This is a genomic window from Bacillus sp. EAC, assembly GCF_002156875.1.
Classification (GTDB): Bacteria; Bacillota; Bacilli; order Bacillales; family Bacillaceae_G; genus Gottfriedia.
Map to the genome: position 1 here is coordinate 62,298 of NZ_NCSY01000008.1, position 22,703 is coordinate 85,000.

The window sequence follows — 22,703 nt, forward strand, 5'->3', positions numbered from 1 at the left end:
TTATGACTATTATAACGAAAATTCAAACTCAAAAGTTAAATAAAGAACGCTTCAATATATATACGGATAGCGGAAAGGGTGAAGAATACTCTTTTAGTGTAGATGCAGATACACTCGTTAAATTTAATTTGAAAAAAGGTATGTCGTTTGAACCCTTTGAACTAGAAGAAATAATATTAGCAGATCAAATTAGAAAAGCTTATCTATCCAGTATTGTTTATTTATCAAGGATGATGAGAACAAAAAAAGAAATTGAACAATATTTATTAAAACAAGAATTTACAGCTGAAACGATTCAAACAACTACCATTCGTTTAGAAAACGAAGGGTATATAAACGAAGAAAAGTACTCAGATAGTTATGTTCGCACATCAGTTAATACAACCTTAAAAGGACCTGTCATTATACGGAATGAGTTAATTACAAAAGGCATTAAGAATCCGGTAATCGAAAATAGTTTGAAGCATTATTCGTTTGAGAAACAAGTACAACACGCAGTGCAGCTTTGTCAAAAAAAGGTCAGTTCACTGAATCGATACTCATCATCTCAGAAGAAATTAAAACTTGAAGAATTATTGAGACGAAAAGGTTTTACTTCATCTATTATTACGATTGCAATAGAAGAAACCGAATACGAAAGCGAAGAAGATGAAGAACTGCAAGCATTACTCGTGCATGCTAGAAAGGCAAATAGAAAGTATGATAAATTAGACAACTGGGAACACAATCAAAAAATGAAGTCAGCGTTATTCCGAAAAGGATTTTCGATAGAATTAATCGAAAAAGCATTAGCTATTTTACAGGATGAAAATGAGGAATAAATAGTAATAGCGAATACAAAAAGGTCCTTTTTTTATAGGGTTGTTATTAATAAAAAGGTTTTAAAGCAACTTGTTTTACAAAATAGCCCACAATAAAGAGTGAACCTCTTTTTCTTTTTGCTTTTGAATGAGATTGGTATAATAAATTTAACTACATGTAATAGAGGAGAACTGAAATGCAAATTCCAAAACGTTATAGTGATCTAACTAAGGAAGAACTTATTCAAGAGGTAAATGAATTAACACTTCAAGCAAGAAAAGCTGAACAAATGGATATGATAAATGAACTTGAAGTAATTCTACGTAAAAAAACGATGGCGCAGTCTTATTTATTAGATCCAAATGATTTTTTACCTGGCGAACAGTACGAATTAATTGAGGAACCTGGAGTATTATTTGGAATTACTTATATGAATGGTATCTTTGCATGGGGATATAAAAGTACAAGTGAAGAAGAAATAGGAATACCAATTTCTTTATTGAAGAAACCAGGGAATTAATAACCCTGGTTTTCAATTTAAGTAATGAAAATTAGTCGTTACTTTGATCACTTTTAGCCATTCTACTCTGTGGGTTCGAGTTAATTGTCCCGTTTGGACGTTTAGAAGCATTTTTGGATTTATAATCTATCGAGCCATCTATTTTCATATCGTGCTTTTGGTTTGAAAAACGTTCACTTTTAGTAGTCAAAATAGTGTCCTCCTATTGATACAATAAAGATGAATTGAATCATCATCATTATGATGACCATTAAGCTCAGAGTTATAACGGAAGTAAATGATTAATAATTGGAAGGTGTAAATTTTGGAGAAATATATAGATCAACTAACAGACATGTTATTTAATGAAAATGAAAACTTAACTTACGCACAAGCAAGACAATGGGTTGAATTGCTTTGGGAGGATTTTGAATCCTCTTATGCAAAGGCAGGAGAATATCACGGTGGTTTTATGGCTAACAAAGTAGTCAAACAATTTATTAAACAGTATGGAAGATTCCTACATGATACTGAAACTAAACTTACGAAACATATAGGATTAAATCCTGATGCAAAAAATAATCGTTTACACTAAAATAATACCACCTTTTTGAAGTTCTATTGATTCTTCAGAAAAGGTGGTATTATTTTTTGAAAATACTTTATCTTAAATAATTAGAGAGCTCAGAATCTTTGAAGTGAAAAGAGTGCCACTTCTTCAGATAAATGGAGATTTTCCTCTCAGAGGTGAACAAGCTTATTCCACTTTTAGTTTCTCTAGTTCCATAAGCTACCTCTTCGGTAAAATTCCATCTATCTTTGAAGTGGAAAGAGCACCACTTCTTCAGATAAATGGAGATTTTCCTCTCAGAGGTGAACAAGCTTATTCCACTTTTAGTTTCTATAGTTCCATAAGCTACCTCTTCGGTAAAATTCCATCTATCTTTGAAGTGGAAAGAGCACCACTTCTTCAGATAAATGGAGATTTTCCTCTCAGAGGTGAACAAGCTTATTCCACTTTTAGTTTTTTCTGTAGTTTTTTTTCGCTGAAGATCCAGCCTGTGAATGAGCTGATAATGTTATGATCGTAATCAAATTTTACAACTGCAACGAATGGATAATAGGATTCGGTTCGATATCTTAAGTCGATTAGTCGTAGTTCTTTATGTTCGTCATAGCCAATTAATTCCCATATATAAACTGGTGAAAATGCTAAGAACGATTTAACATTTTCGTCTTTGTATGCAACTTTTACATCTTCAATAATCGGTAATGGTACCCGTTTGAACACATCATATATTGTTAAAATCCTTTTTTTAATTTTTCCTACATAATGATGTGTATCTGTACTTGCTACAATATGATAATGAGTGTATTTTATAGAAGGTGATACGTATACACGTTTCACATCAGGTAACTTTTGATGAACTTCTTTAATTACCATTTGTTTTTGCCTGTATCTGAATGAGTAATAAAAAATCATAATAATGTATAGAAGAACGCAAATAGGACCGGCTCTAAAATGAAAGATGACAAAAGGCACACCAATTAAATGGATAAGAAATATAAATGGATCAAATGTATTGATTATACCAAATGCAATCCAACGTTTTGAAAACGGTCGTAATGCTTGCGTTCCGTAAGCATTGAATAAATCGACAAATACGTGAACGCTTACGGAAAAAAATGCCCAAAATAAGTAATACCAAAAATGTTCATTATGATTAAATAATGTCATGATGATTGAAAGAGATAGTGTCCAAACGACCACCAAAGGTATAGAATGTGTAATTCCACGATGATGTTTTAAATATTTGGCATTATTTCTTAATTTTAGAATCGTGTCGCTATCAGGTAGTTGAGATCCAATAATGGTTGTTAATAAAAGTGAGTTTGTTAAATGTGGGTCATTTAGGACAATTGGACTTAGAGTTGCTAATCCTCCAAGTGTAAATCCCATTACAAGATGAGTGCCAGTATCCATTAAGTTCCTCCCTTTACTTACCTCTTTTAATTCTATAGACTAACTACTGATAAATAATTTAGAAGTTATAGAAAGGTATATTTTATGAGTGATGTTTTAAATACGACATTAGAAGTTTTCCCCAAAAATGACTTTAAAAATAATTTAGTTAATTGGTTTTTAGCTGAACAGAGAGATTTGCCATGGAGACAAAATAAAGATCCATATCGTGTATGGGTTTCTGAAATAATGCTACAACAAACAAGAGTAGATACAGTAATCCCTTTTTATAATAATTTTATGCAGAATTTCCCGACAATTGCTGATTTAGCGAATGCTGAAGAAGAAAAAGTATTAAAAGCATGGGAAGGGCTAGGATATTATTCGAGAGCTAGAAACTTGCAATCAGCAGTAAGAGAGGTTCATGAAACGTATGAGGGGGTAGTTCCGAACACCCCTGAATCGATTAGTAAATTAAAAGGAGTAGGTCCATATACTACAGGAGCAATTCTTAGTATTGCATACGGAATACCCGAGCCTGCTGTTGATGGAAATGTTATGAGGGTTCTATCAAGAATTTTAACTCTTTGGGATGATATTGGTGTTGCTAAAAATCGAAAAATATTTGAACAAGCAGTCAGAGCATTAATTAGTCATGAAGATCCATCATCTTTTAATCAAGGGTTAATGGAATTAGGTGCGCTAATTTGTACTCCAACAAATCCAGCATGTCTTCTTTGTCCTGTAAGAGAACAATGCTTAGCATTTGAAACTGGAGTAGTTGATGAATTGCCAATAAAGAGTAAGAAAAAAGCTCCAAAACCTGTTGAACTTGTTGTTGGTGTGATAAAAAATAAACATGGGCAATATTTAATTCAACAAAGACAGTCTTCAGGACTACTAGCAAATATGTGGGAGTTTCCAACAGCGGAATTAAAATCAACTATATTATCTAAAGGTGATACTTTAAATTTTTTCTTGAATCAAGAATCAAAATTAATGATTGAATCTTTAAATTATCATTTTAATATTGAGCATATTTTTTCGCATTTAGTTTGGAAAATGGATGTATATATTGGGGACGCAATAAACGAAGGAATTCTTTCAGAAAGTCAAAAATGGGTTACTTTAGATGAGTGTAAAGAATTACCATTTCCAGTAGTACATCAAAAAATTTATCAACAGATTGAAAAGCTACATTTTAGTAAATAAATTTCAGTTGAAGTCCGTAAATATAAAAAAACACCTTTTAATAGGTGCTTCATTATGTAATCAAAGTCCCAAAAATATGAAAATAAGACTGATTGAAAACGCAACGCTTGTCTTTCTAGGCGCAAGTGTGATGATGAGCGGAGTTACCATTAATGGTAATGAGCACCGTAAGAAAGCGAGCGTTTGTCAACAGTCTGAAGCACCTTTAAACGGGTGCTTTTTAATTTTTAGTTGTTAATCAAAGGTTTGGCGTGTCCCGTGATTCCAGTCGGCTTCGTTACGCTGCAAACCGCCCCGAGATTCAATCTCTTTAATAATTTCTTTTTGTATCATATTTCCTTCAACGTTTAAATATCCAGTTATTTGTTGAAATGAATGATGAAAGTACTCTAATTCACTATCTTTCCATTCTGTTTTTGAAGTCATTGAAAGTTCCGCAAGATCTCTTCCGACATACATATAGTTACCTCCTCTAGATTTTTGTTTAGTTTTCCAAAGTATCTTTTCATTAAACAAAAAAGTAACTAAATTTAATTACATATTTCATGGATGATTGGACATCATATTATTCGTGGAGGTGATAAACATGGCAAACAACAATCAAAACTACAACGCTGGAAAAACAACTGCGGCTGGAACAAACGCAGGTAAAGTAAAACAACAAAATCAAGCATTTGGACAAGAATTTGCTAGTGAAGCTACTGATGCACAAGCAGTAAGACAAGCTAATGCTCAATCAGCTCAAAAAGCAGCGTCTAAAAACTTTGGACAACAAAATCAACAATAATTAATGAATGAAATTGGAACTAGAGGTGCGCTGTTGATGAAAATCTGTAAGTGAGAGAATCTTACAATTTTTTGTCTTCCTGTCTGATGAGATATCATGCAGTCTAGTATTAAAAGTAGAACGTTCTTAAAAGAACACCCTTTGCTAAGGGTGTTCTTTTATATGGTAAATTCCTCTAAATTTCTCGTAAATAAAATCCACAGTTTTAATTTCTTCAATTAAGTCAAATATCGTCAAATGTAGTCAAAGGGATTATGTTAGTTTTCAAGAAATAGTGTAATAATGAAATAAGGATGGTGAATGGTATGCAAGTATTCGATGAATTGGTTAGTCGTCAACTTGAAACAATGGATCAATTAATAAAGATTCAAGAAGAAATTGAACGATGTCAAGAAATTGAAAACCAACTTTATGAACTAGAAGATATCTCTAAATTGTCTTCTATTCAAGATGAAATACATATAATGAGAACAGAATTAAAAGCTATCCAAAACACCTTTTTATTACAAACACAGCAAATTATTAAATCTTTTTCTGATGAAAGAAAGCTTACAATGAAATAAAAGTATGGGTCATATTACTAAAATGAACTCCCTTTTGTTTAAAAATGGATGAGAACTAGTTATAATAGAAATGTAAAGTATAAATAAAGTGTTGAAATGCGTCCACACTAGAAAGAAGGGAGAATATATGAACGTTCCCAAGCCGGGAGAAAAGATACAGATACATAGCTACAAACATAATGGACATATTCATCGTATATGGGAAGAGACAACCATTTTAAAGGGGACGCAGCAGTTAGTAATTGGCGCAAATGATCGCACACTTGTAACTGAATCGGACGGTAGAACTTGGGTTACACGAGAGCCAGCAATTTGTTACTTTGATATGGATTATTGGTTTAATGTCATTGGAATGATAAGAGAAGACGGAGTTTATTATTACTGTAATATAAGCTCGCCTTTTGTTTTTGAAGATGGTGCCATTAAATATATTGATTATGATCTAGATATTAAAGTTTTTCCAGACATGACTTACGTGCTGTTGGACGAAGATGAATATGAAAATCATCGACAATTAATGAACTATCCTCAAATAATCGATCCGATTTTAAAAAGGAATCTAGGTTATTTGAAGGAATTAATTCATCAACGTAAAGGACCGTTTGCTACTGATTTTATAGATAATTGGTATGAACGTTTCTTAATGTATCGAGATTGATGTAAACTGTTGAGCGGACTTTGACTTTCGGGATTGTTCAAATCTCAAAGTATGGTTTGATTGCTCAGCAGTTTCTTTTTGTATGATGTGAAAGGAGCATAAAATGGGTAGTATAAAACGTTATTTACAATTTGTTAAGCCATATCGTTTTCATATCTTTTTAACGATCGCAATCGGAATTGTAAAGTTTGGAATACCACTTACCTTACCTTTATTATTAAAGTATGTTGTAGATGGCATTATCAGTTCTTCTGATACACTTGCGACAAAGGGAAGTCATTTAGGATATGCAATGTTAATTGCATTTGGAATTTTTGTCGTACTTAGACCACCGATTGAATATTTAAGACAATATTATGCACAGTACATTGGGAGTCGTATTTTATTTGATATTAGGGGTCACTTATTTAATCATTTACAAAGGCTTAGTCTTAAATATTATGCCAATGCGAAAACAGGGGAAGTAATCTCTAGAGTAATAAATGATGTAGAATCAACAAAAGACTTTGTTATCACAGGGTTAATGAATGTATGGTTGGATTTAATCACTATTTTAATTACCGTTACGATTATGTTGACGATGGATGTGAAGTTAACACTTGTATCCCTAATTGTCTTACCTTTTTATACATTAGCTGTACGTTACTTTTTTGGGCGATTACGCTCACTAACTAGACAACGTTCACAAGCATTAGCTGTCGTTCAAGGCTTTTTAACTGAAAGAATTCAAGGCATGCAAGTAACAAGAAGCTTTGCGTTAGAGGAATACGAGAGTGACTTATTTAAAGAGAAAAACGGTGAATTTTTGGATCGAGCTTTAAAACACACTAGCTGGAATGCTCGTACGTTTACCATTATTAATACATTAACGGATATTGGTCCATTATTAATTATTGGATATTCTGCTTATCAAGTAATTCATGGTCAATTATCATTGGGAGAAATGGTCGCATTTATTGGTTATATCGATCGATTATATGATCCGCTTAGAAGGTTAGCAAATTCATCCACATCGTTAACACAATCATTTGCATCTATGGATCGAGTTTTTGAATTAATGGATGAAAAATATGATATAGTCAATCGTGAAAATCCGATTTATTCAAAGAAGTTAGATGGTGAAATTACGTTTAATCAAGTTTCATTTAGTTATAATTCCCTTGATGAAGAAGTTATTCATGATGTTTCATTTAAAATCAAGCCTGGTCAAAAAATAGCCCTCGTAGGATCTAGTGGTGGAGGAAAATCTTCTTTAGTCAGTTTAATTCCTCGATTTTATGATGTAACATCGGGTTCAATTGAAATTGATGGGATTGATATTAGAGACTATGAGTTAAAAAGTATTCGTGAAAAGATAGGTATCGTCCTTCAAGATAATTTCTTATTTAGTGATACGGTTAAGTCAAATATTCATTATGGTAATCCGAATGCCTCCGATGAGGAAGTTATCGCAGCAGCAAAAGCGGCAAATGCACATGATTTTATAATGAGTTTACCAAATGGTTATGACACACTTGTTGGGGAGAGGGGAGTAAAACTTTCTGGAGGACAGAAGCAACGTATAGCAATTGCTCGAGTTTTTTTAAGAAATCCTTCAATCCTAATATTTGATGAAGCAACTTCCGCACTTGATTTGGAAAATGAAAAGGTCATTCAAGATGCGATTCATGAACTTGCAAAAAATCGCACAACCATTTTTATTGCTCACAGATTATCCACAATTACTCATGTCGATCAAATAGTTTATATTGATCAGGGACAGGTGGTTGAAATTGGTACTCATGAAGAATTAATGGCTAAAAAATCTGCATATTACCATTTATTTGAGATTCAAAATCTAGAAATTAGCACAGTATAAGAAAAAGCCAACTAATTATAGGCTTTCTCAGGCTGAATCTCATATTTTTGGGACTTTTTCTACGTACTAAAATAAAAAGCCTCCATTTGGAGGCTTTATTTTTATGGTTTTTTACATTGTTTCTTGTTGCTCAACTTGCAGCTGATATTCCTTGTGATAAGTTTGATGACTATCAACGAGTGTATTTAAGTGTTCAACATTTTCGCTATATTCTAAGATAGCAGAAACGATTTGGAAAAGATGCAACCATGTTCTTTGTTTTTCTTCATCGTTTAAATCATGATGATCTAAAAAAGCCTTCATTAATTTATCTTTTAATATATTCTCTTCTCTATGAAGAGGAGAAGTTTGTTCTACATTAACTTTCCCAATTAGTTTCATCAAGGCATGCTCGTGATATTGCATTAAGCAAGTCAATTCATTTTTTAAAATCTCTTGGAATTCTTTTGGACTACTATTGATTTCATATTCTAATCGATTTAACGCTTTTAGCGTATCAAATGCGTTATCTGCAGTTAGAAGCATCTGTCTAAACAATACAATTTTTCTAGATTTTTCATGTTCTTTTTTCTTACGACCAATAATAATTCGATCTTCTTTATATAATCGATATATTTTCGTGACATTTCGCATGATTTCTTTTAATTGATAAATATCTTCTTTTAATCCAGTATGACTTACAGTTTTGTGTAAAGCCATCATCATTAACTTATTTGTTTGTTCAGTTATTGAAATCATACCGCGAGATAATTTTTTCTCGTAGTTTGGTGGCATTAAGAAGATATTTACAAACGAAGCTGCAAGTACACCAATCATTACTGCTGAAATTCTGTCAAAAGTAAATATGGCAAAGTTTTCGTTACTTGTACTAACTTCCATAATGACGACAACTGTTACAAGAGCTGTAGCAATTGTATTTTCTAGTTTAAGTTTTAGTGTAATAATAATAACGATAATACAGGTAAATCCAATAATAACTGGATTATTACCTAAAGTAATAACAGCAATAATCGCAAGTAATGCACCAATAAAGTTAGCTTGTAGTTGTTCAATCAGTGATTGATACGATTGGTTTACTGACGATTTCATTGCCGAAATAGCAGAGATACCTGCAATTGAAGCAGTTGATAAATCAAAAAATATCGCGCTATAAATGGCGAGCGTAATGGCTATACCAGTTTTTAAAACACGCGCTCCTAATCTCATTGTAGTTCTCCTTTTGTTTGTCTAGCTCAAGTGAACTTGTATTGAATAAAGAACATTCAACTATAATAATATGAATCTACTATTTGTTAAATGATGCTCCCAAAAATTAAAGTCCGTATATCTTTTTGGAAACTCTTGTTACTATACAATGAACTACACGCATTATCAATATATATTTTTAAGAAATTAAGTTAAATAATGGAAGGAATAAAAAGTTTAAATTATTTGTCAAATTAAGAAAGAAACCTTAATTAATTAGCGAGTTTCCTTTTAATGGAGAAATTTAAAATATTTCTCCTAAATCGCAGATACTTTAGTGGTACAATCGATCATTAAATAACAAAAAAAGCGGTCTTTTAAGTAAACTTTGTCTCTGTTAAAAAAGGCATTCGTCGATTTCCACTCCAGTATGCTCGCTTTTTAGTGAGGCGTGTGATGAGCCTCCTCGGCACGTCTGCGGGGTCTCACCTGTCCCGCCATTCCCACAGGAGTCTCGCACCTTCCTTTCTAATCATATTCTTTATTTACAGTTTGCTTTAAATAAACTTCCTAAATTTAATAAAACAGCTTGAAGATAGAAGCACCAAAAAAAAGAAACGACAATTTGATGACGTTTCTTTTTTTTGATTAATTTAAACTGTTTTTTGAATTATTCTGTTGAAACAGAAGGATCGGCCTGCTCTTTTTTAGGTCGGATTTGTAAAAAGTTTTCTTGAATATTTTCTATTAATTGTTGGATGAAATGAGCCTCTTCTTTTTGATTATGAAAAGATAAAAGTGATTTGTATTTTTCGAGTAATTCTTGGATGTCCCGTTTTCCAAGTTCATCAATTGGTAAAATACTCACACTTGCACCTTTAGCCATTCGATTTTGATAAGCTTCTTTTGTAAGACCTAATTCTGGAGAATTTCTGACATAAATAACTCCTCCGGTCATACCAGCACACATCCATGGACCTGGATCACCGAGAACAATTGCTCGACCACCAGTCATATATTCAAAGGCAAATCCGTTAATATTTGCTTGAGCTCCAAGTCTTATCTTCTTTGATGTTGATTGGGTTTCTGTATTGCGACCACCGATGACAACATCTGCTCCAGATAAACGTATTCCTGCGCGAGAATCTGCATTTCCTTGAATAAAAAATTGTCCTTTTTGGGCACCGTATGCAAAACATTTACCTACAGATCCACCGAAGTATTGACCATTAGCACCTTTGGCTTTACTAATAAAGATTGTTCCGCCAAGTGCAGTTTTACCAACACCATCCTGTGCACCGCCTTGAACATAAACAGAATAATCATCGACTGTATAAGTTCCTAATCCATTTCCTGGGATGGATTGGTCTTCAAAACTTAACTCTATTGGAGAAGCAGTACCACCCGTTTGCTTTTGAATGACTAAATCATGAATTAATAAACTTCCTGCATGGCGATATTCATTGTCAACTTTTGCATATGCACCAATACCATTCTTTTGAAGTGATTTTGCAGATTCACCATCTGAAAGAACATATTCTTTATCCTCAATTTGAACAGGGGATAGTAAATTACTAAGATTTAATGTATCTAAAAATCTCGTTTGTTTTAAGAATTCAGTTTTCCCTACAAGATCTTGTGCATTTCTTACACCAAGTAACCCAACGATCTCTTGTAATTCACCTTTAAATGCGTTAAAAAATTGTACTAAATTAGAAACTGCAGTCTCTAACTGTCTTGGTGTAAATTTGCGTAACCCATGTCGAACTGCTTCTACTTCTGTTTCAATTTGAGTTGCGATACCGACATGGCAAGTATCTAAATGACAACCACGACATGTAGTACAACCAATAGCAATCATAGATAATGTACCAAATCCGATGCGATTAGCTCCTAATATCATCATTTTTACAACGTCATTTACACTTTTCATTCCACCATCTGCCCAAATTTCAACTGAGTTACGCAAGCCAGATTCCAACAGGGCATTGTGTGATGCACGTACTCCGATTTCTACTGGAAGACCTACATTTTGTAGGGCGTGAACGCGAGCTGCTCCTGTACCACCGTCAAATCCACTGATATTAATAAAATTAGCACCAGCTTTAGCAATACCTACTGCAATCGTACCGATATTTGGTACAACTGGAACTTTAACTGCGACTTTTGCATTTGGATTAACTGCTTTAATTTCACTAATCATTTGAGCTAAATCTTCAATTGAGTATATATCATGGTTATTTGATGGAGATATTAAATCTGAACCAAGTGTTGCGTGTCTTGTTTCTGCAATCTTTTTTGTAACTTTTGAAGCAGGCAAATGTCCACCCTCACCAGGTTTTGCACCTTGACCGATTTTAATTTCAATTAAGTTAGATGAATGAAGTAAATGGGCATTTACACCAAATCGTCCAGAGGCAACTTGTTGTCCACGAGTAGTAGGGTATTTGCCAATCATATCTTGAATTTCTCCGCCTTCACCATTTAAGCTAATCATATTAAGACGATTTGCACCTTCCGCATAAGCACGGAATGCGACTTCATTTTGTGATCCAAATGACATCGAGCTAATAATAAATGGTAATGAATGAGTGCCAACTTCTAATGAAACGATATTTGAATCGATCGGAGAACTACTTTCGACAAACGAAAGTGCATGTCGTACTGCAGTTGGTCGCTCTTCTTCGATTTGATTTAGCTTTTGTCGATAAGTTTCATAGCTTCCTGTTTGAGCTGTTTCACCTATCGCTTTCCAAATCCTAGGGAAAACATGAAATGGCTTATGCATTTGAGAATTATTTGAGTTGTAATCGTCATAGCGCTTTTTAGCATCTTCTTCAAGTTTACTAAACCCAGTAGCCTCGTTCTCTCCAAAGAAATTAATTATTCCTAGAGCTGAAGCAACATTTTCGTGAAGCCCAATACTACTAAACATTTTTGCATAACCTCTTAGCTCATGCATCCCTATCGTAGAGATGACTTTTTCAATTCCCTTATTTAAAACATCATATAAGCTAATAATTTTTTCAGGTGCATCTATTTCAGAAATTGTACCGAATAGGAAGTACGGATTAATCGCATCTGCACCTAGGCCTTTCATTACCATTAAGTCATGCAGATTTCGAACCGCAGCTGTTTTTAGCACAATAGAACAATTTCTTCTTAGTTTTGCCTTCACTAAACCATTATGAATTGTACTAGTAATTAGAGCTGGATCAATCCAAAATTGATTGTCTTTATGTGCTTCTTCATCAGTAATTACAATACATTCAACACCATTCTTAACTGCTTCAATTACTTCGTACTTATATTGAGATAAAGTTTCTTCAATAGGCATTTTAGAAAAAGTGCTATTTATTTTAATAAGTTTATTTTCTAAGTTGTAAACATTTAATATCTCTTCATAAGAAATTTGCGATCGTTTCGATTTTAAAGTTCTCCCAATAAAACCATCACCTAAAATCGGAGAAGAGAGGGATAAAACGATACCAGAACCCTTTTCGACAATTGATGGTCTTTTTCCTAAAATGACTGAAGTAGAGAAATGTTCAGTCTCACGATCACGGTCGATAGCAGGATTTGTAACAACTGCCACTGTTTCTTTCATATAATCAGCTAAATTTCGTCTACCTTCATCTAAACATGCTAATGGTGCATCGTGACCTAATGAGCGAATAGGTTCTGCACCTTTTTCGGCCATTTGTTCAACTAACTGGATTTGCTCTTTATGCCAACCAAATGCTCCGTATTCAAATGGATGAATAGTAGGGGGGGCATGAACCTCTAAATTGTTTAAGTTTGCTAGATTAGTAGAAAGATTCATGCTTAATCTTTCATTCAGATTGCTAGTAACTTTTTCAACTAATTCACTATGATGCAATAACTGAGCTGAATGTTTAGATAAATTAATTCCAATTTTCTCTCCAGGTGATAATGCGTGAGGTTCAGCGATAAACGATTCCGGAGAAAGAATACCTTGTTCTGATGAAAATACATAATGTTTTTTGGTTTCTAATAACCAAACTGGACGTAGACCTAATGCATCAACACTTGCTACAAATTCATTTCCTTCTCGGGTTAAAACTCCAGCAGGTCCTTGACAGTAAGGACCGAATGCACTTCTGATTGTATGGAAAATGGAAGAGTACTTTTCGTCTGCTTCAAATTCCGCTGGTACAGGTGGGAATAATAATTCCATTGCTTCCATTAATGAATATCCGTGTTTGTGAATAAGTGTTTCTAAGGTAATGTTGACATCTTGTGAATCACTATTCCCGTATTGAATATTTGCACCTATTTGTCTAGCCTCAACTCGCAATTGCTCAATTGTATTTATTTCCCCATTATGAGCCAATATGCTAAATGGTTGAACTCTTGAAAATGATGATGTTGTATTTGTTGAGTAGCGGTTATGACCTACTACAACTGAAGATTGGAAATTAGGATGTTGTAAATCAGAATAATATGATAATAAAGTATCGATTGTTCCCATTACTTTATAAACAACTGTAGATTGACTGAGTGAGACAACAGTGACTTTTGTTAATTCACTTATAATATTTGCGAGATCGAAGAGAGATGTATTATTGCGATTTTTGATAGGTAGAAGGGCTACCTGTAAGAACTCAGGCTCAACTGATAATGCAATCGGGCCAAGTGCAGAAGAGTTTGTTTGATTAGTACTATGAAATAGAGTTTCATAACCATTTTCTTCAAATAGTTGAAGTAAAGATTGTTTCTGTTGATCTGGTTGATCATCTAAAAAGAAATGACCAACTGTAAACGATGGATGTGAAACAATTTCTGAGCTAATTCCAACACTTGCAAGTTTTTCTTCCCAAATGAGTGTAGGAATGTCAGTTTGTAGTCCAACTCCATCACCTTCACCGTTCGTAAAACCAGCTCTGTGATTCATTTTCCTTAGGCTTTCGGATGCTACATCTACTGTTTCTCTTGATTGAGATAAGGATCTGTTAATAAAAGCAACAATTCCACAAGCGTCATGTTCGTGATTAATATAATCTTTAAAAAGACTAGGTGACCATTGTGATTTAAATTGATTCATGTAATTACCTCCTATTTACAGTTGAGAATTTTGATTATTCTGAATTATATATGTAATAAATGAGGTCACTTCAAAAATTCGTAGTGACCCCATTTAGATCATAATTTAATCATAGCTAACTTTTGAAACGCATTTCCAACAGCTTCAATTGTTTTTTCGATATCTTGTTGAGTATGAGCGGTTGTTAAGAACCAAGCTTCATATTTCGAAGGTGCCAAATTAATACCTTCTTCTAATAGTAATTTAAAGAATCGACCAAATACTTCACCATCAGAAAGTTTAGCCTCTTCATAGTTTGTTACTTCGTCAACATTGAAGTAAACCGTAAGTGCACCCTTTAGACGATTAATTTTTATATGAATATTATGTTCATCTGCTTTTGCTTGAATGCCTTTTTCAAGAATAGTACCTAGTCGATCTAGTTCTTCATAAACACCTTCTTGTTTTAATACTTCAAGGCAGGCGATACCAGCCGCGATCGATGCAGGATTTCCAGCCATTGTACCAGCTTGGTATGCAGGCCCAAGTGGAGCGACCGTTTCCATAATTTCTTTTTTACCGCCATATGCTCCAATCGGTAGACCACCACCGATAATTTTTCCAAGAGCTGTTAGATCGGGTTCAACACCTAATAGATTTTGTGCTCCACCGTACATAAAACGGAATGCCGTAATAACTTCATCATAAATAACTAGTGCTCCGTGATTGTGGGTAATTTCGTTGACTGCCTCTAGGAATCCTTCTTTAGGCTCAACGATACCAAAATTTCCAACGATTGGTTCGACAAGTACTCCAGCAATTTCATGACCCCATTTTTCCATTGTTTCAGCATATGCTTCAACGTCATTAAATGGAACAGTAATCACTTCGTTTGCGATACTTTGCGGAACTCCTGCTGAATCAGGTGTTCCAAGTGTTGAAGGACCAGAACCAGCAGCTACAAGTACTAAATCTGAATGCCCATGATAGCAACCAGCAAACTTAACAATTTTTGTTCTGCCAGTATATGCTCTTGCAACTCGAATCGTAGTCATAACAGATTCTGTACCTGAATTCGTAAAACGGACTTTATCCATACTAGGAATAGCTTCTTTTAGCATTTTTGCGAATTGTAATTCAAGCTCATGTGGAGTTCCGTATAAAACACCGTTTTCAGCTGCTTTTGTAATTGCTTCTGTAATATGTGGGTGCGCATGCCCAGTGATAATTGGTCCATATGCAGCTAAATAATCAATATATTGATTACCGTCAATGTCCCAAAAGTATGCGCCTTTTGCACGCTTCATTGTGACTGGTGCACCGCCACCTACTGCTTTGAACGATCTCGATGGACTATTTACACCGCCGACAATATGTTCTAAAGCTTCATTATGTATTTCAATTGATTTTTGATAATTCATGGAGTACCTCCCATTGTTTATTAAAACGAAAGACTTTAACCGGCATCTTTACATTATTTATTTCGTTAAATTACATTCTAGCACGAATTTTTTATGTGTGGTAAATGTAAGCCTTTACAACTTTAAAAGAAATTTGAACATTTCGGACAATCTGTATTTTTTAAGGTGAATTGGCAAAAAAATTGGAAAATACTTCTCAGTACTTTTTTATTGTACTTAATCCACATTTCAAATACACTTAGCGACGGAATAAAAAATGGAGGAAATTTGATGGATAACATTATTGAAGTGCAAAATTTACACAAAGAATTCAAAACTTTCTTGAGTCGCTCAGGTGTAAAAGGTGCGTTTAGAGATCTATTTACAAGAAATTATAAGACTAAAACAGCGGTTAATAATATAAGCTTTTCTGTAAAGAAAGGCGAAATGATGGCCTATATTGGAGAAAATGGTGCAGGTAAGTCGACAACAATTAAAATGTTAACGGGCATTTTAACACCAACTTCTGGGAATGTAAAAGTTAATGGTTACCATCCTCAAAAAGAGAGAGAAAGATTTGTTAAATCAATTGGAGTTGTATTTGGTCAAAGGTCTCAGCTTTGGTGGGATATTGCTGTACAGGAATCTTTTCGACTACTGAAAAAAGTATATCAAATACCTGAAGAGCAATATGAAGAGCATATGGGATATATCATTAAAACATTAGATATCGAGCCGTTGTTAGATCAACCAGTAAGAAAATTATCTCTTGGTCAAAGAATGCGATGTGAATTAGCAGCGGCATTAATTCATAATCCACCTTTACTATTTTTAGATGAGCCAACAATTGGTTTGGATGTGTTAGTGAAATTAAAAATCAGAGAGTTTTTAAAGGAATTAAATCAAAAATACGGTACGACCATTTTATTAACTACACATGATATTTCAGATATCGAGGCGCTATGCGATCGAGTAGTGATGTTAGATGAAGGGAAAATCATTTATGATGGTAAGCTTGATGAATTAAAAGGGCAATGGGGAGAAGGAAAAGAAATCCAATTCCAATTTATTAAGAAAGTAAGTAATAACGATTTAAATGAATTAATTGGACAATCCGATGTGAAGTGGCGCGAGGAAGAAGGGGAAAATGTTTGGACAGTATCATTACCAAATGATGAAACATTGATTTCAATGATTATCGCAAAAGTAGTACAAGCTCATCCAGTTAAAGACATGAAGATATTAGAAACTTCAACAGAAGAAATTATTCGAAATATATATCAAGAGGGTATGGGTAATGAGTAAGTATTTAGAGATTATTCGTATTCGTTTCTTGATGATGTTAGCTTATCGGACTAATTATTATACAGGAATCATAATTTATACTATCAATATTGGTGCATATTTCTTCTTGTGGAAAGCTATTTATGGAAATCAAGGATCAATTCAAGGCGTTTCAGTTAATCAAATGACAACATATGTTGCGATTGCTTGGATGGCAAGAGCATTTTATTTTAATAATCTTGATCGAGAAATTGCTGAAGAAATTGTAGAAGGTAAAGTAGCAATTGAATTAATAAGACCTTACAATTACTTGCTAACAAAAGTAATGCAAGGATTAGGAGAAGGGATATTTAGATTCTTTTTCTTTTCCATTCCTGGTTTTATTATCGTGGCTTTAATTTTTCGATTGGATGTATCGTTTGATCTGACTACATTAGTTTTATTTTTGGTCGCGTCTGTTTTCAGTTTTGCAATCAATACTCAATTAAATTTATTAACAGGTCTTATGGCATTCTTTCTTCAAAATAACATGGGGTTTATTCAAGCAAAGCGTGTTATTATTGATTTGTTTTCAGGACTAACGATACCTATAACATTCTTTCCTTTATGGGCACAAGGTGTAATGAAGTATTTGCCATTTCAAGGGATTAGTTATATACCAAGTATGATTTTTGCTCAAGGGATTAAAGGTGATTTAATTGTAAAAGGACTATTATTTCAATTTGCTTGGGTACTTATTCTATGTATCCCTATCACCTTTATATGGTATAAAGCTAAAAAACATCTTGTTGTACAAGGAGGTTAAAGAATGTTTTATGTAAATATATTTTTCCAATATTCAGGTCAATATTTAAAAACAAAATTTCAATATAGAGCAAACTTCTTCTTGTCTTTTTTATCAGATTTAATGGCTCAAGCAGTAAATCTAATATTTATTTTACTAGTGTTTAATCATACATCACTTATCGAAGGATGGAATCGAGATGAGATTGTTTTCATTTATGGATTCTTCTTAGTACCTTTTGCGTTGTTTGCTTCATTTTTTAATATTTGGGATTTTAATGATCGATATATTGTAAAAGGTGAGTTTGATCGAATACTGACACGACCGATTCATAGTCTATTTCAAGTTGTATTAGAAAAAATGGAGTTAGAGTCACTGCTTGGAGCATTAACTGGTTTAATTATAATGTTGTATGCGGGAACGAATTTAGGACTATCATTTACCTGGTATGATCCAATCTTATTTGTAATTATGGCGATTGGTGGAATGCTTGTATATGCGGGAATTTTTATCTCTTTAGCGAGTATAGGATTTTGGTCAGATGCAAGAACCTCTATTATGCCATTAATGTACAACATAGGTAACTATGGTCGTTATCCAATTAATATTTATCATCCAATCATTCGTTTTGTATTAACGTGGATTTTGCCCTTTGCGTTTGTTGGTGTATATCCTGCAGCTTATTTTTTGCGTAGAAGCGAATGGTATGTCTATTCATTTTTAACACCAATTATGGGTTTAATCGTCTTTATTTTTTCTGTAATTCTTTGGAATCAAGGTGTCAAAAAATATAGAGGTGCAGGGAATTAAGCATGTATTCTATTTCAATAGCTTGTTTCATAAATTGAAATGAGGTGATTGAAATGGGAACTGCTTTTTTCTTTTTTATCGCTATATTTACGATTTTATATAGTCTATTTTATTTATGGACTACAACAACAACCAAAGTAAGTAAGGGACTTATTTCAATAAATAGCTATATATTATTATTTTTAATATATGGAACGGTATTAATTGGTTTTAGTGCCGTCTATTTTATTCTGGAAAGAGGACCTCATCCAATTTTAATTGAGCATACTATTCCTATTGATGGTACGAATTATCATATAATGGGCTTGTGTTTATATTTTAGTGCAATTACACTTTTATCAGTTGGGTATGGAGATATTGTACCGGTTGGAATTGGCAGATGGGTTGCTATGATTGAAGCGCTCATCGGTTACACAATGCCTGCTGCTTTTGTTTTACAGGTATTCCGGGAAGAGCGGTAAAAGTGTTTTTAAGAAGGAGAATAAAATGACAGTTGAAATTGGAATGAAAGCACCTGAGTTTACATTACCTGCAAATAATGGAGAAGAAATCTCATTGGCAGATTATAAAGGTAAGAAAATTGTTTTATATTTTTATCCAAAAGATATGACACCGGGATGTACAACCGAGGCATGTGACTTTAGAGATTCTTATGAAAAATTTAGCAACAGTGATACCGTTATTTTAGGAATTAGTCCGGATCCCATAAAAAAACACCAAAAGTTTATTGAGAAATACGAGTTACCATTTCTGTTATTATCAGATGAGTCTACAGATGTAGCGAAACTTTATGATGTATGGAAACTTAAAAATAACTTTGGAAAAGAATACATGGGCATCGAAAGAACAACCTTTTTAATTGATGAAAATGGAATTATTGAAAAAGTATGGCAGAAAGTAAGAGTTAAAAACCATGTTGAGGATGTTTATAGTCAAATTGTAAAGTAGTTAGAATTTGTACTAGTTATATTAGATAAAAGTATAGTGAGATATATTAATCGATGTTTATTAATGAAATATTAAATGTTTTATCTATTAAATCAAGCTTTTCGTCTATACCTTTAAAGTGTGGAGGAATATATTACTGTATAGGGCATACCTCCTCAGATGATAGCATATTGAAGTGCGAGAGAAATCTCGCACCTTTTTTATGTCTAAAAATAGATCGCATAAGAAATCACAGCATTTAAATGCAACACAGTTTCATAATCAGTCAAAATTTATTTTAGGATTTTCTTAAAAAGTTGACAAATATTCTCGCAGTTGAATAAACTATTAATAAGGTATTTAAAAATGAACTAATTTATTATAGAAATGGGGAGACGGCGTTGCATAAAGAGAATATTCAAGATGCAATTTCACATTTAAAGAATAGCGGCGTGCGTATTACACCTCAAAGACATGCAATTATAGAATATTTAATTGAAAGTGGAACTCATCCAACTGCTGATGAAATCTATAAAGCACTTGAGGGAAAATTTCCAAATATGAGTGTTGCAACTGTATACAATAATCTCAGAGTATTACGTGAAGTAGGAATGGTTAAAGAATTAAACTTCGGTGATTCTTCTAGTCGATTTGATTATATAACAACTGATCATTATCATATCATTTGTGAAAAGTGCGGAGAAATGAATGACTTTCATTATGATGGATTAGAGGGTATTAATTTCTTTGTTGAGAAGGTTACAGGATTTGAAGTAACAAATCATAGAATGGAAGTATACGGTATTTGTCCGACTTGTAAAGAGAAAAACTTATCATAAAAAAGCACATTACATAATGTAATGTGCTTTTTTATTCTATTATTGTTTAGCATTACGTTTGCTATTATATTTTTCATTGAATTCTTTTCCTTCTAATGAAGGATCTAATGTAAGTGGTTCATTACAATACATACAGATATCGACTTTGCCAAGCATTTTAGTCGTTTTGTTACATGTTGGACAGACAACTTGAATTGTCTTTGTAGACAACATCCCAATCCAAAAGTATACAACTGTACTTCCTATAATAGCTAAGAAACCGACAAGCATAAAAATAGTCATCACGATTTTATGCTCTCTAAAGAAAACCCCGCCGTACATAATGATGAATCCGATAAATAATAATGAAAGTGCAAACGTTCTTATATTGTTAATTTTACTACTTTTCTTTTTTGCCAATACTTCCACCCCATTCAATGTAAATATAGCATAAATGGGTTTTAAACTGTTAGTTCAAACTAAAATTAATTTTGAGTATTGATATCACAGCCTGTAAGGTATCAAACTTAATTAATCGATAGAAGTATCTTTCGAAGTATGATTAGATTTGTTTCTTATTAAATTAGAAATTTGATGTGGAAGATATAAAACTAAAAAGTAAGGGATTAATAAAATTCCTAAAACAATTAAGTAATATGGCCAAGGACCAAAAAAATCTAATAAGTTAGCCCCAGTTGGTTTATCTCTTAAGAATAAATAATTGCCTTTGATTACGTAATCAAGTAAGTAATTAGGAATTGCGATTAAAATTAAGCAAATATAGGATCTTACTAATGAACGAAATGTAGGGGAGAACTTAAAGACAAATGTCATGTAAGCGATAGATAGTATAATCCCACCGTGGGTAACGAAAAATTGGATATATTTAAAATGAGGAAAACCATATGTTATATCTGGAGTGAGTACAGCTTGTAGTGCACCTGCTAATCCCCAAAAATAGATGATTTCATATACTTTATAGTCTTTTGTGATAAGTGAATAACAACATAAATACATACAAATTCCACATAATTGTAAAGGTAAGGAATCTCCCCAGTCCCATTTATTCGTATTAATAAGCCAACCGTAAAGTAGAAATTCAACTGTTAGCATTGAAATGATTAAAATTGCGCGAATTGTAATATCTACTCTTTTCTTCTTATTAATAAACTCTCTAAAATAAAACAATACAAATATAAAAAGAATTATTAATAGTAAAGTAGTGATATGCTGTTTTGAAAACAATACAAAACCATTCATTCAAAACACCTCTAATCTATCTGATGTAGGTGAATGCGATAATCTGATTTGTTTTTTGTTTTTCTTATTTAATGTATTCATCTCAATTGATATAAATTATAGTAGTCCTAAATTAAATTGTTTAAAATATGTTGTTTGAAGAAGATGGGTGCAGCTTTGGATTCTAGTAAGATTATTTTTTTGAAAAAGTTTTAAATAAGTGTTGACGATAAAGTCTTACGATGTTATATTATTTTATGTCGCCAAGACGTGCGGCACTTGAAAGAATAAAAAACATTACTTAAATAATTGTTAATGAAAAGTTGACATACTTTTAAAATAATGTTAGTATAAAAAAGTCGCTTACGAGCGATGAGTGATCTTTGAAAACTAAACAAAACATGAAGTAAAACGTCAATTATTAGTTTTAGAGCAAAACAAGATTTAAACTTAACTATTATGGAGAGTTTGATCCTGGCTCAGGACGAACGCTGGCGGCGTGCCTAATACATGCAAGTCGAGCGGACTTGTAGGAGCTTGCTCCTGCAGGTTAGCGGCGGACGGGTGAGTAACACGTGGGCAACCTACCTATAAGACTGGGATAACTTCGGGAAACCGGAGCTAATACCGGATGACACAAAGGAACTCCTGTTCCTTTGTTGAAAGATGGCTTCGGCTATCACTTATAGATGGGCCCGCGGCGCATTAGCTAGTTGGTGAGGTAACGGCTCACCAAGGCGACGATGCGTAGCCGACCTGAGAGGGTGATCGGCCACACTGGGACTGAGACACGGCCCAGACTCCTACGGGAGGCAGCAGTAGGGAATCTTCCGCAATGGACGAAAGTCTGACGGAGCAACGCCGCGTGAAC

Annotated in this window: 22 protein-coding genes and 1 rRNA gene (1 of these 23 only partly in view); 15 read left to right on the plus strand and 8 right to left on the minus strand. The window is 33.4% G+C overall.

Annotated elements, in window-relative coordinates; all coding sequences use genetic code 11:
• Positions 1-2: 2 nt before the first annotated feature.
• A complete protein-coding gene (gene recX / locus B7R65_RS14405) occupies positions 3-821 on the plus strand; it encodes a recombination regulator RecX (RefSeq protein WP_088043494.1) in 819 nt (272 codons plus the stop codon).
• A 176-nt stretch (positions 822-997) separates the two neighbouring features.
• A complete protein-coding gene (locus tag B7R65_RS14410) occupies positions 998-1,321 on the plus strand; it encodes a YfhH family protein (protein ID WP_088043495.1) in 324 nt (107 codons plus the stop codon).
• Positions 1,322-1,352: 31 nt separating this feature from the next.
• Here B7R65_RS14410 and sspK read toward each other — a convergent pair whose 3' ends face one another.
• Complete coding sequence (gene sspK / locus B7R65_RS14415) at positions 1,353-1,511, minus strand: small acid-soluble spore protein K (protein WP_088043496.1); 159 nt, start codon at positions 1,509-1,511, stop codon at positions 1,353-1,355.
• 114 nt (positions 1,512-1,625) lie between these two features.
• Here sspK and B7R65_RS14420 point away from each other — a divergent pair, with 114 nt between their 5' ends.
• Positions 1,626-1,895, plus strand: coding sequence for a YfhJ family protein (locus B7R65_RS14420; protein WP_256941328.1), 270 nt, complete (start codon positions 1,626-1,628; stop codon positions 1,893-1,895).
• A gap of 414 nt (positions 1,896-2,309) precedes the next feature.
• On the opposite strand, the gene B7R65_RS14425 is transcribed toward B7R65_RS14420, so the two are convergent.
• Positions 2,310-3,284, minus strand: coding sequence for a metal-dependent hydrolase (locus B7R65_RS14425; protein WP_088043497.1), 975 nt, complete (start codon positions 3,282-3,284; stop codon positions 2,310-2,312).
• Between the two features lie 84 nt (positions 3,285-3,368).
• Between B7R65_RS14425 and mutY the strand changes: the two genes are divergently transcribed.
• Positions 3,369-4,475, plus strand: coding sequence for an A/G-specific adenine glycosylase (gene mutY / locus B7R65_RS14430; RefSeq protein ID WP_088043498.1), 1,107 nt, complete (start codon positions 3,369-3,371; stop codon positions 4,473-4,475).
• Between the two features lie 234 nt (positions 4,476-4,709).
• Here the strand turns inward: mutY and B7R65_RS14440 are convergent, their stop codons facing one another.
• Complete coding sequence (locus B7R65_RS14440; RefSeq protein WP_088043500.1) at positions 4,710-4,934, minus strand: hypothetical protein; 225 nt, start codon at positions 4,932-4,934, stop codon at positions 4,710-4,712.
• Between the two features lie 127 nt (positions 4,935-5,061).
• Here B7R65_RS14440 and B7R65_RS14445 point away from each other — a divergent pair, with 127 nt between their 5' ends.
• From B7R65_RS14445 to B7R65_RS14460, 4 genes are all read left to right on the plus strand, one after another.
• Positions 5,062-5,262 (plus strand): gamma-type small acid-soluble spore protein, encoded by a 201-nt coding sequence (locus B7R65_RS14445; protein WP_088043501.1) that lies wholly within the window; start codon positions 5,062-5,064, stop codon positions 5,260-5,262.
• A gap of 305 nt (positions 5,263-5,567) precedes the next feature.
• A complete protein-coding gene (locus tag B7R65_RS14450) occupies positions 5,568-5,825 on the plus strand; it encodes a YgaB family protein (protein WP_088043502.1) in 258 nt (85 codons plus the stop codon).
• Positions 5,826-5,952: 127 nt separating this feature from the next.
• Entirely contained in the window at positions 5,953-6,483 is a 531-nt protein-coding gene (gene ntdP, locus B7R65_RS14455) for a nucleoside tri-diphosphate phosphatase (protein ID WP_088043503.1), read from the plus strand.
• 103 nt (positions 6,484-6,586) lie between these two features.
• Entirely contained in the window at positions 6,587-8,341 is a 1,755-nt protein-coding gene (locus B7R65_RS14460) for an ABC transporter ATP-binding protein (RefSeq protein ID WP_088043504.1), read from the plus strand.
• Positions 8,342-8,452: 111 nt separating this feature from the next.
• Here the strand turns inward: B7R65_RS14460 and B7R65_RS14465 are convergent, their stop codons facing one another.
• The 3 genes from B7R65_RS14465 to B7R65_RS14475 form a co-directional block, all read right to left on the minus strand.
• The gene (locus B7R65_RS14465) at positions 8,453-9,547 is read right to left on the minus strand and encodes an FUSC family protein (RefSeq protein WP_088043505.1); all 1,095 of its coding nucleotides are present in this window, start codon (positions 9,545-9,547) and stop codon (positions 8,453-8,455) included.
• A 649-nt stretch (positions 9,548-10,196) separates the two neighbouring features.
• Complete coding sequence (locus B7R65_RS14470; RefSeq protein ID WP_088043506.1) at positions 10,197-14,591, minus strand: glutamate synthase-related protein; 4,395 nt, start codon at positions 14,589-14,591, stop codon at positions 10,197-10,199.
• Between the two features lie 98 nt (positions 14,592-14,689).
• Complete coding sequence (locus B7R65_RS14475) at positions 14,690-15,991, minus strand: glutamate-1-semialdehyde 2,1-aminomutase (RefSeq protein WP_088043507.1); 1,302 nt, start codon at positions 15,989-15,991, stop codon at positions 14,690-14,692.
• 270 nt (positions 15,992-16,261) lie between these two features.
• Here B7R65_RS14475 and B7R65_RS14480 point away from each other — a divergent pair, with 270 nt between their 5' ends.
• The 6 genes from B7R65_RS14480 (at position 16,262) to B7R65_RS14505 (ending at position 20,614) form a co-directional block, all read left to right on the plus strand.
• Entirely contained in the window at positions 16,262-17,275 is a 1,014-nt protein-coding gene (locus tag B7R65_RS14480; protein ID WP_088043508.1) for an ABC transporter ATP-binding protein, read from the plus strand.
• On the plus strand, positions 17,268-18,059 hold the full coding sequence (locus B7R65_RS14485) for an ABC transporter permease (protein WP_088043509.1): 792 nt from the start codon (positions 17,268-17,270) through the stop codon (positions 18,057-18,059). The genes B7R65_RS14480 and B7R65_RS14485 overlap by 8 nt, the downstream gene beginning before the upstream one ends.
• A gap of 3 nt (positions 18,060-18,062) precedes the next feature.
• Positions 18,063-18,848, plus strand: a complete 786-nt coding sequence (locus tag B7R65_RS14490) for an ABC transporter permease (protein ID WP_088043510.1) — start codon at positions 18,063-18,065, stop codon at positions 18,846-18,848.
• A 53-nt stretch (positions 18,849-18,901) separates the two neighbouring features.
• Positions 18,902-19,309 (plus strand): potassium channel family protein, encoded by a 408-nt coding sequence (locus B7R65_RS14495; protein WP_088043511.1) that lies wholly within the window; start codon positions 18,902-18,904, stop codon positions 19,307-19,309.
• A 25-nt stretch (positions 19,310-19,334) separates the two neighbouring features.
• On the plus strand, positions 19,335-19,796 hold the full coding sequence (bcp, locus tag B7R65_RS14500; RefSeq protein WP_088043512.1) for a thioredoxin-dependent thiol peroxidase: 462 nt from the start codon (positions 19,335-19,337) through the stop codon (positions 19,794-19,796).
• A gap of 380 nt (positions 19,797-20,176) precedes the next feature.
• Positions 20,177-20,614, plus strand: coding sequence for a Fur family transcriptional regulator (locus tag B7R65_RS14505; protein ID WP_088043513.1), 438 nt, complete (start codon positions 20,177-20,179; stop codon positions 20,612-20,614).
• Between the two features lie 39 nt (positions 20,615-20,653).
• Here the strand turns inward: B7R65_RS14505 and B7R65_RS14510 are convergent, their stop codons facing one another.
• Positions 20,654-21,013 carry a YgzB family protein gene (locus B7R65_RS14510; protein WP_088043514.1) on the minus strand — a complete coding sequence of 120 codons (360 nt, stop codon included), beginning with the start codon at positions 21,011-21,013 and terminating at the stop codon, positions 20,654-20,656.
• 111 nt (positions 21,014-21,124) lie between these two features.
• Entirely contained in the window at positions 21,125-21,853 is a 729-nt protein-coding gene (locus tag B7R65_RS14515; protein WP_088043515.1) for a YwaF family protein, read from the minus strand.
• A gap of 435 nt (positions 21,854-22,288) precedes the next feature.
• Between B7R65_RS14515 and B7R65_RS14520 the strand changes: the two genes are divergently transcribed.
• A 16S ribosomal RNA gene (locus B7R65_RS14520) occupies positions 22,289-22,703 on the plus strand (it continues 1,135 nt past the right edge of the window).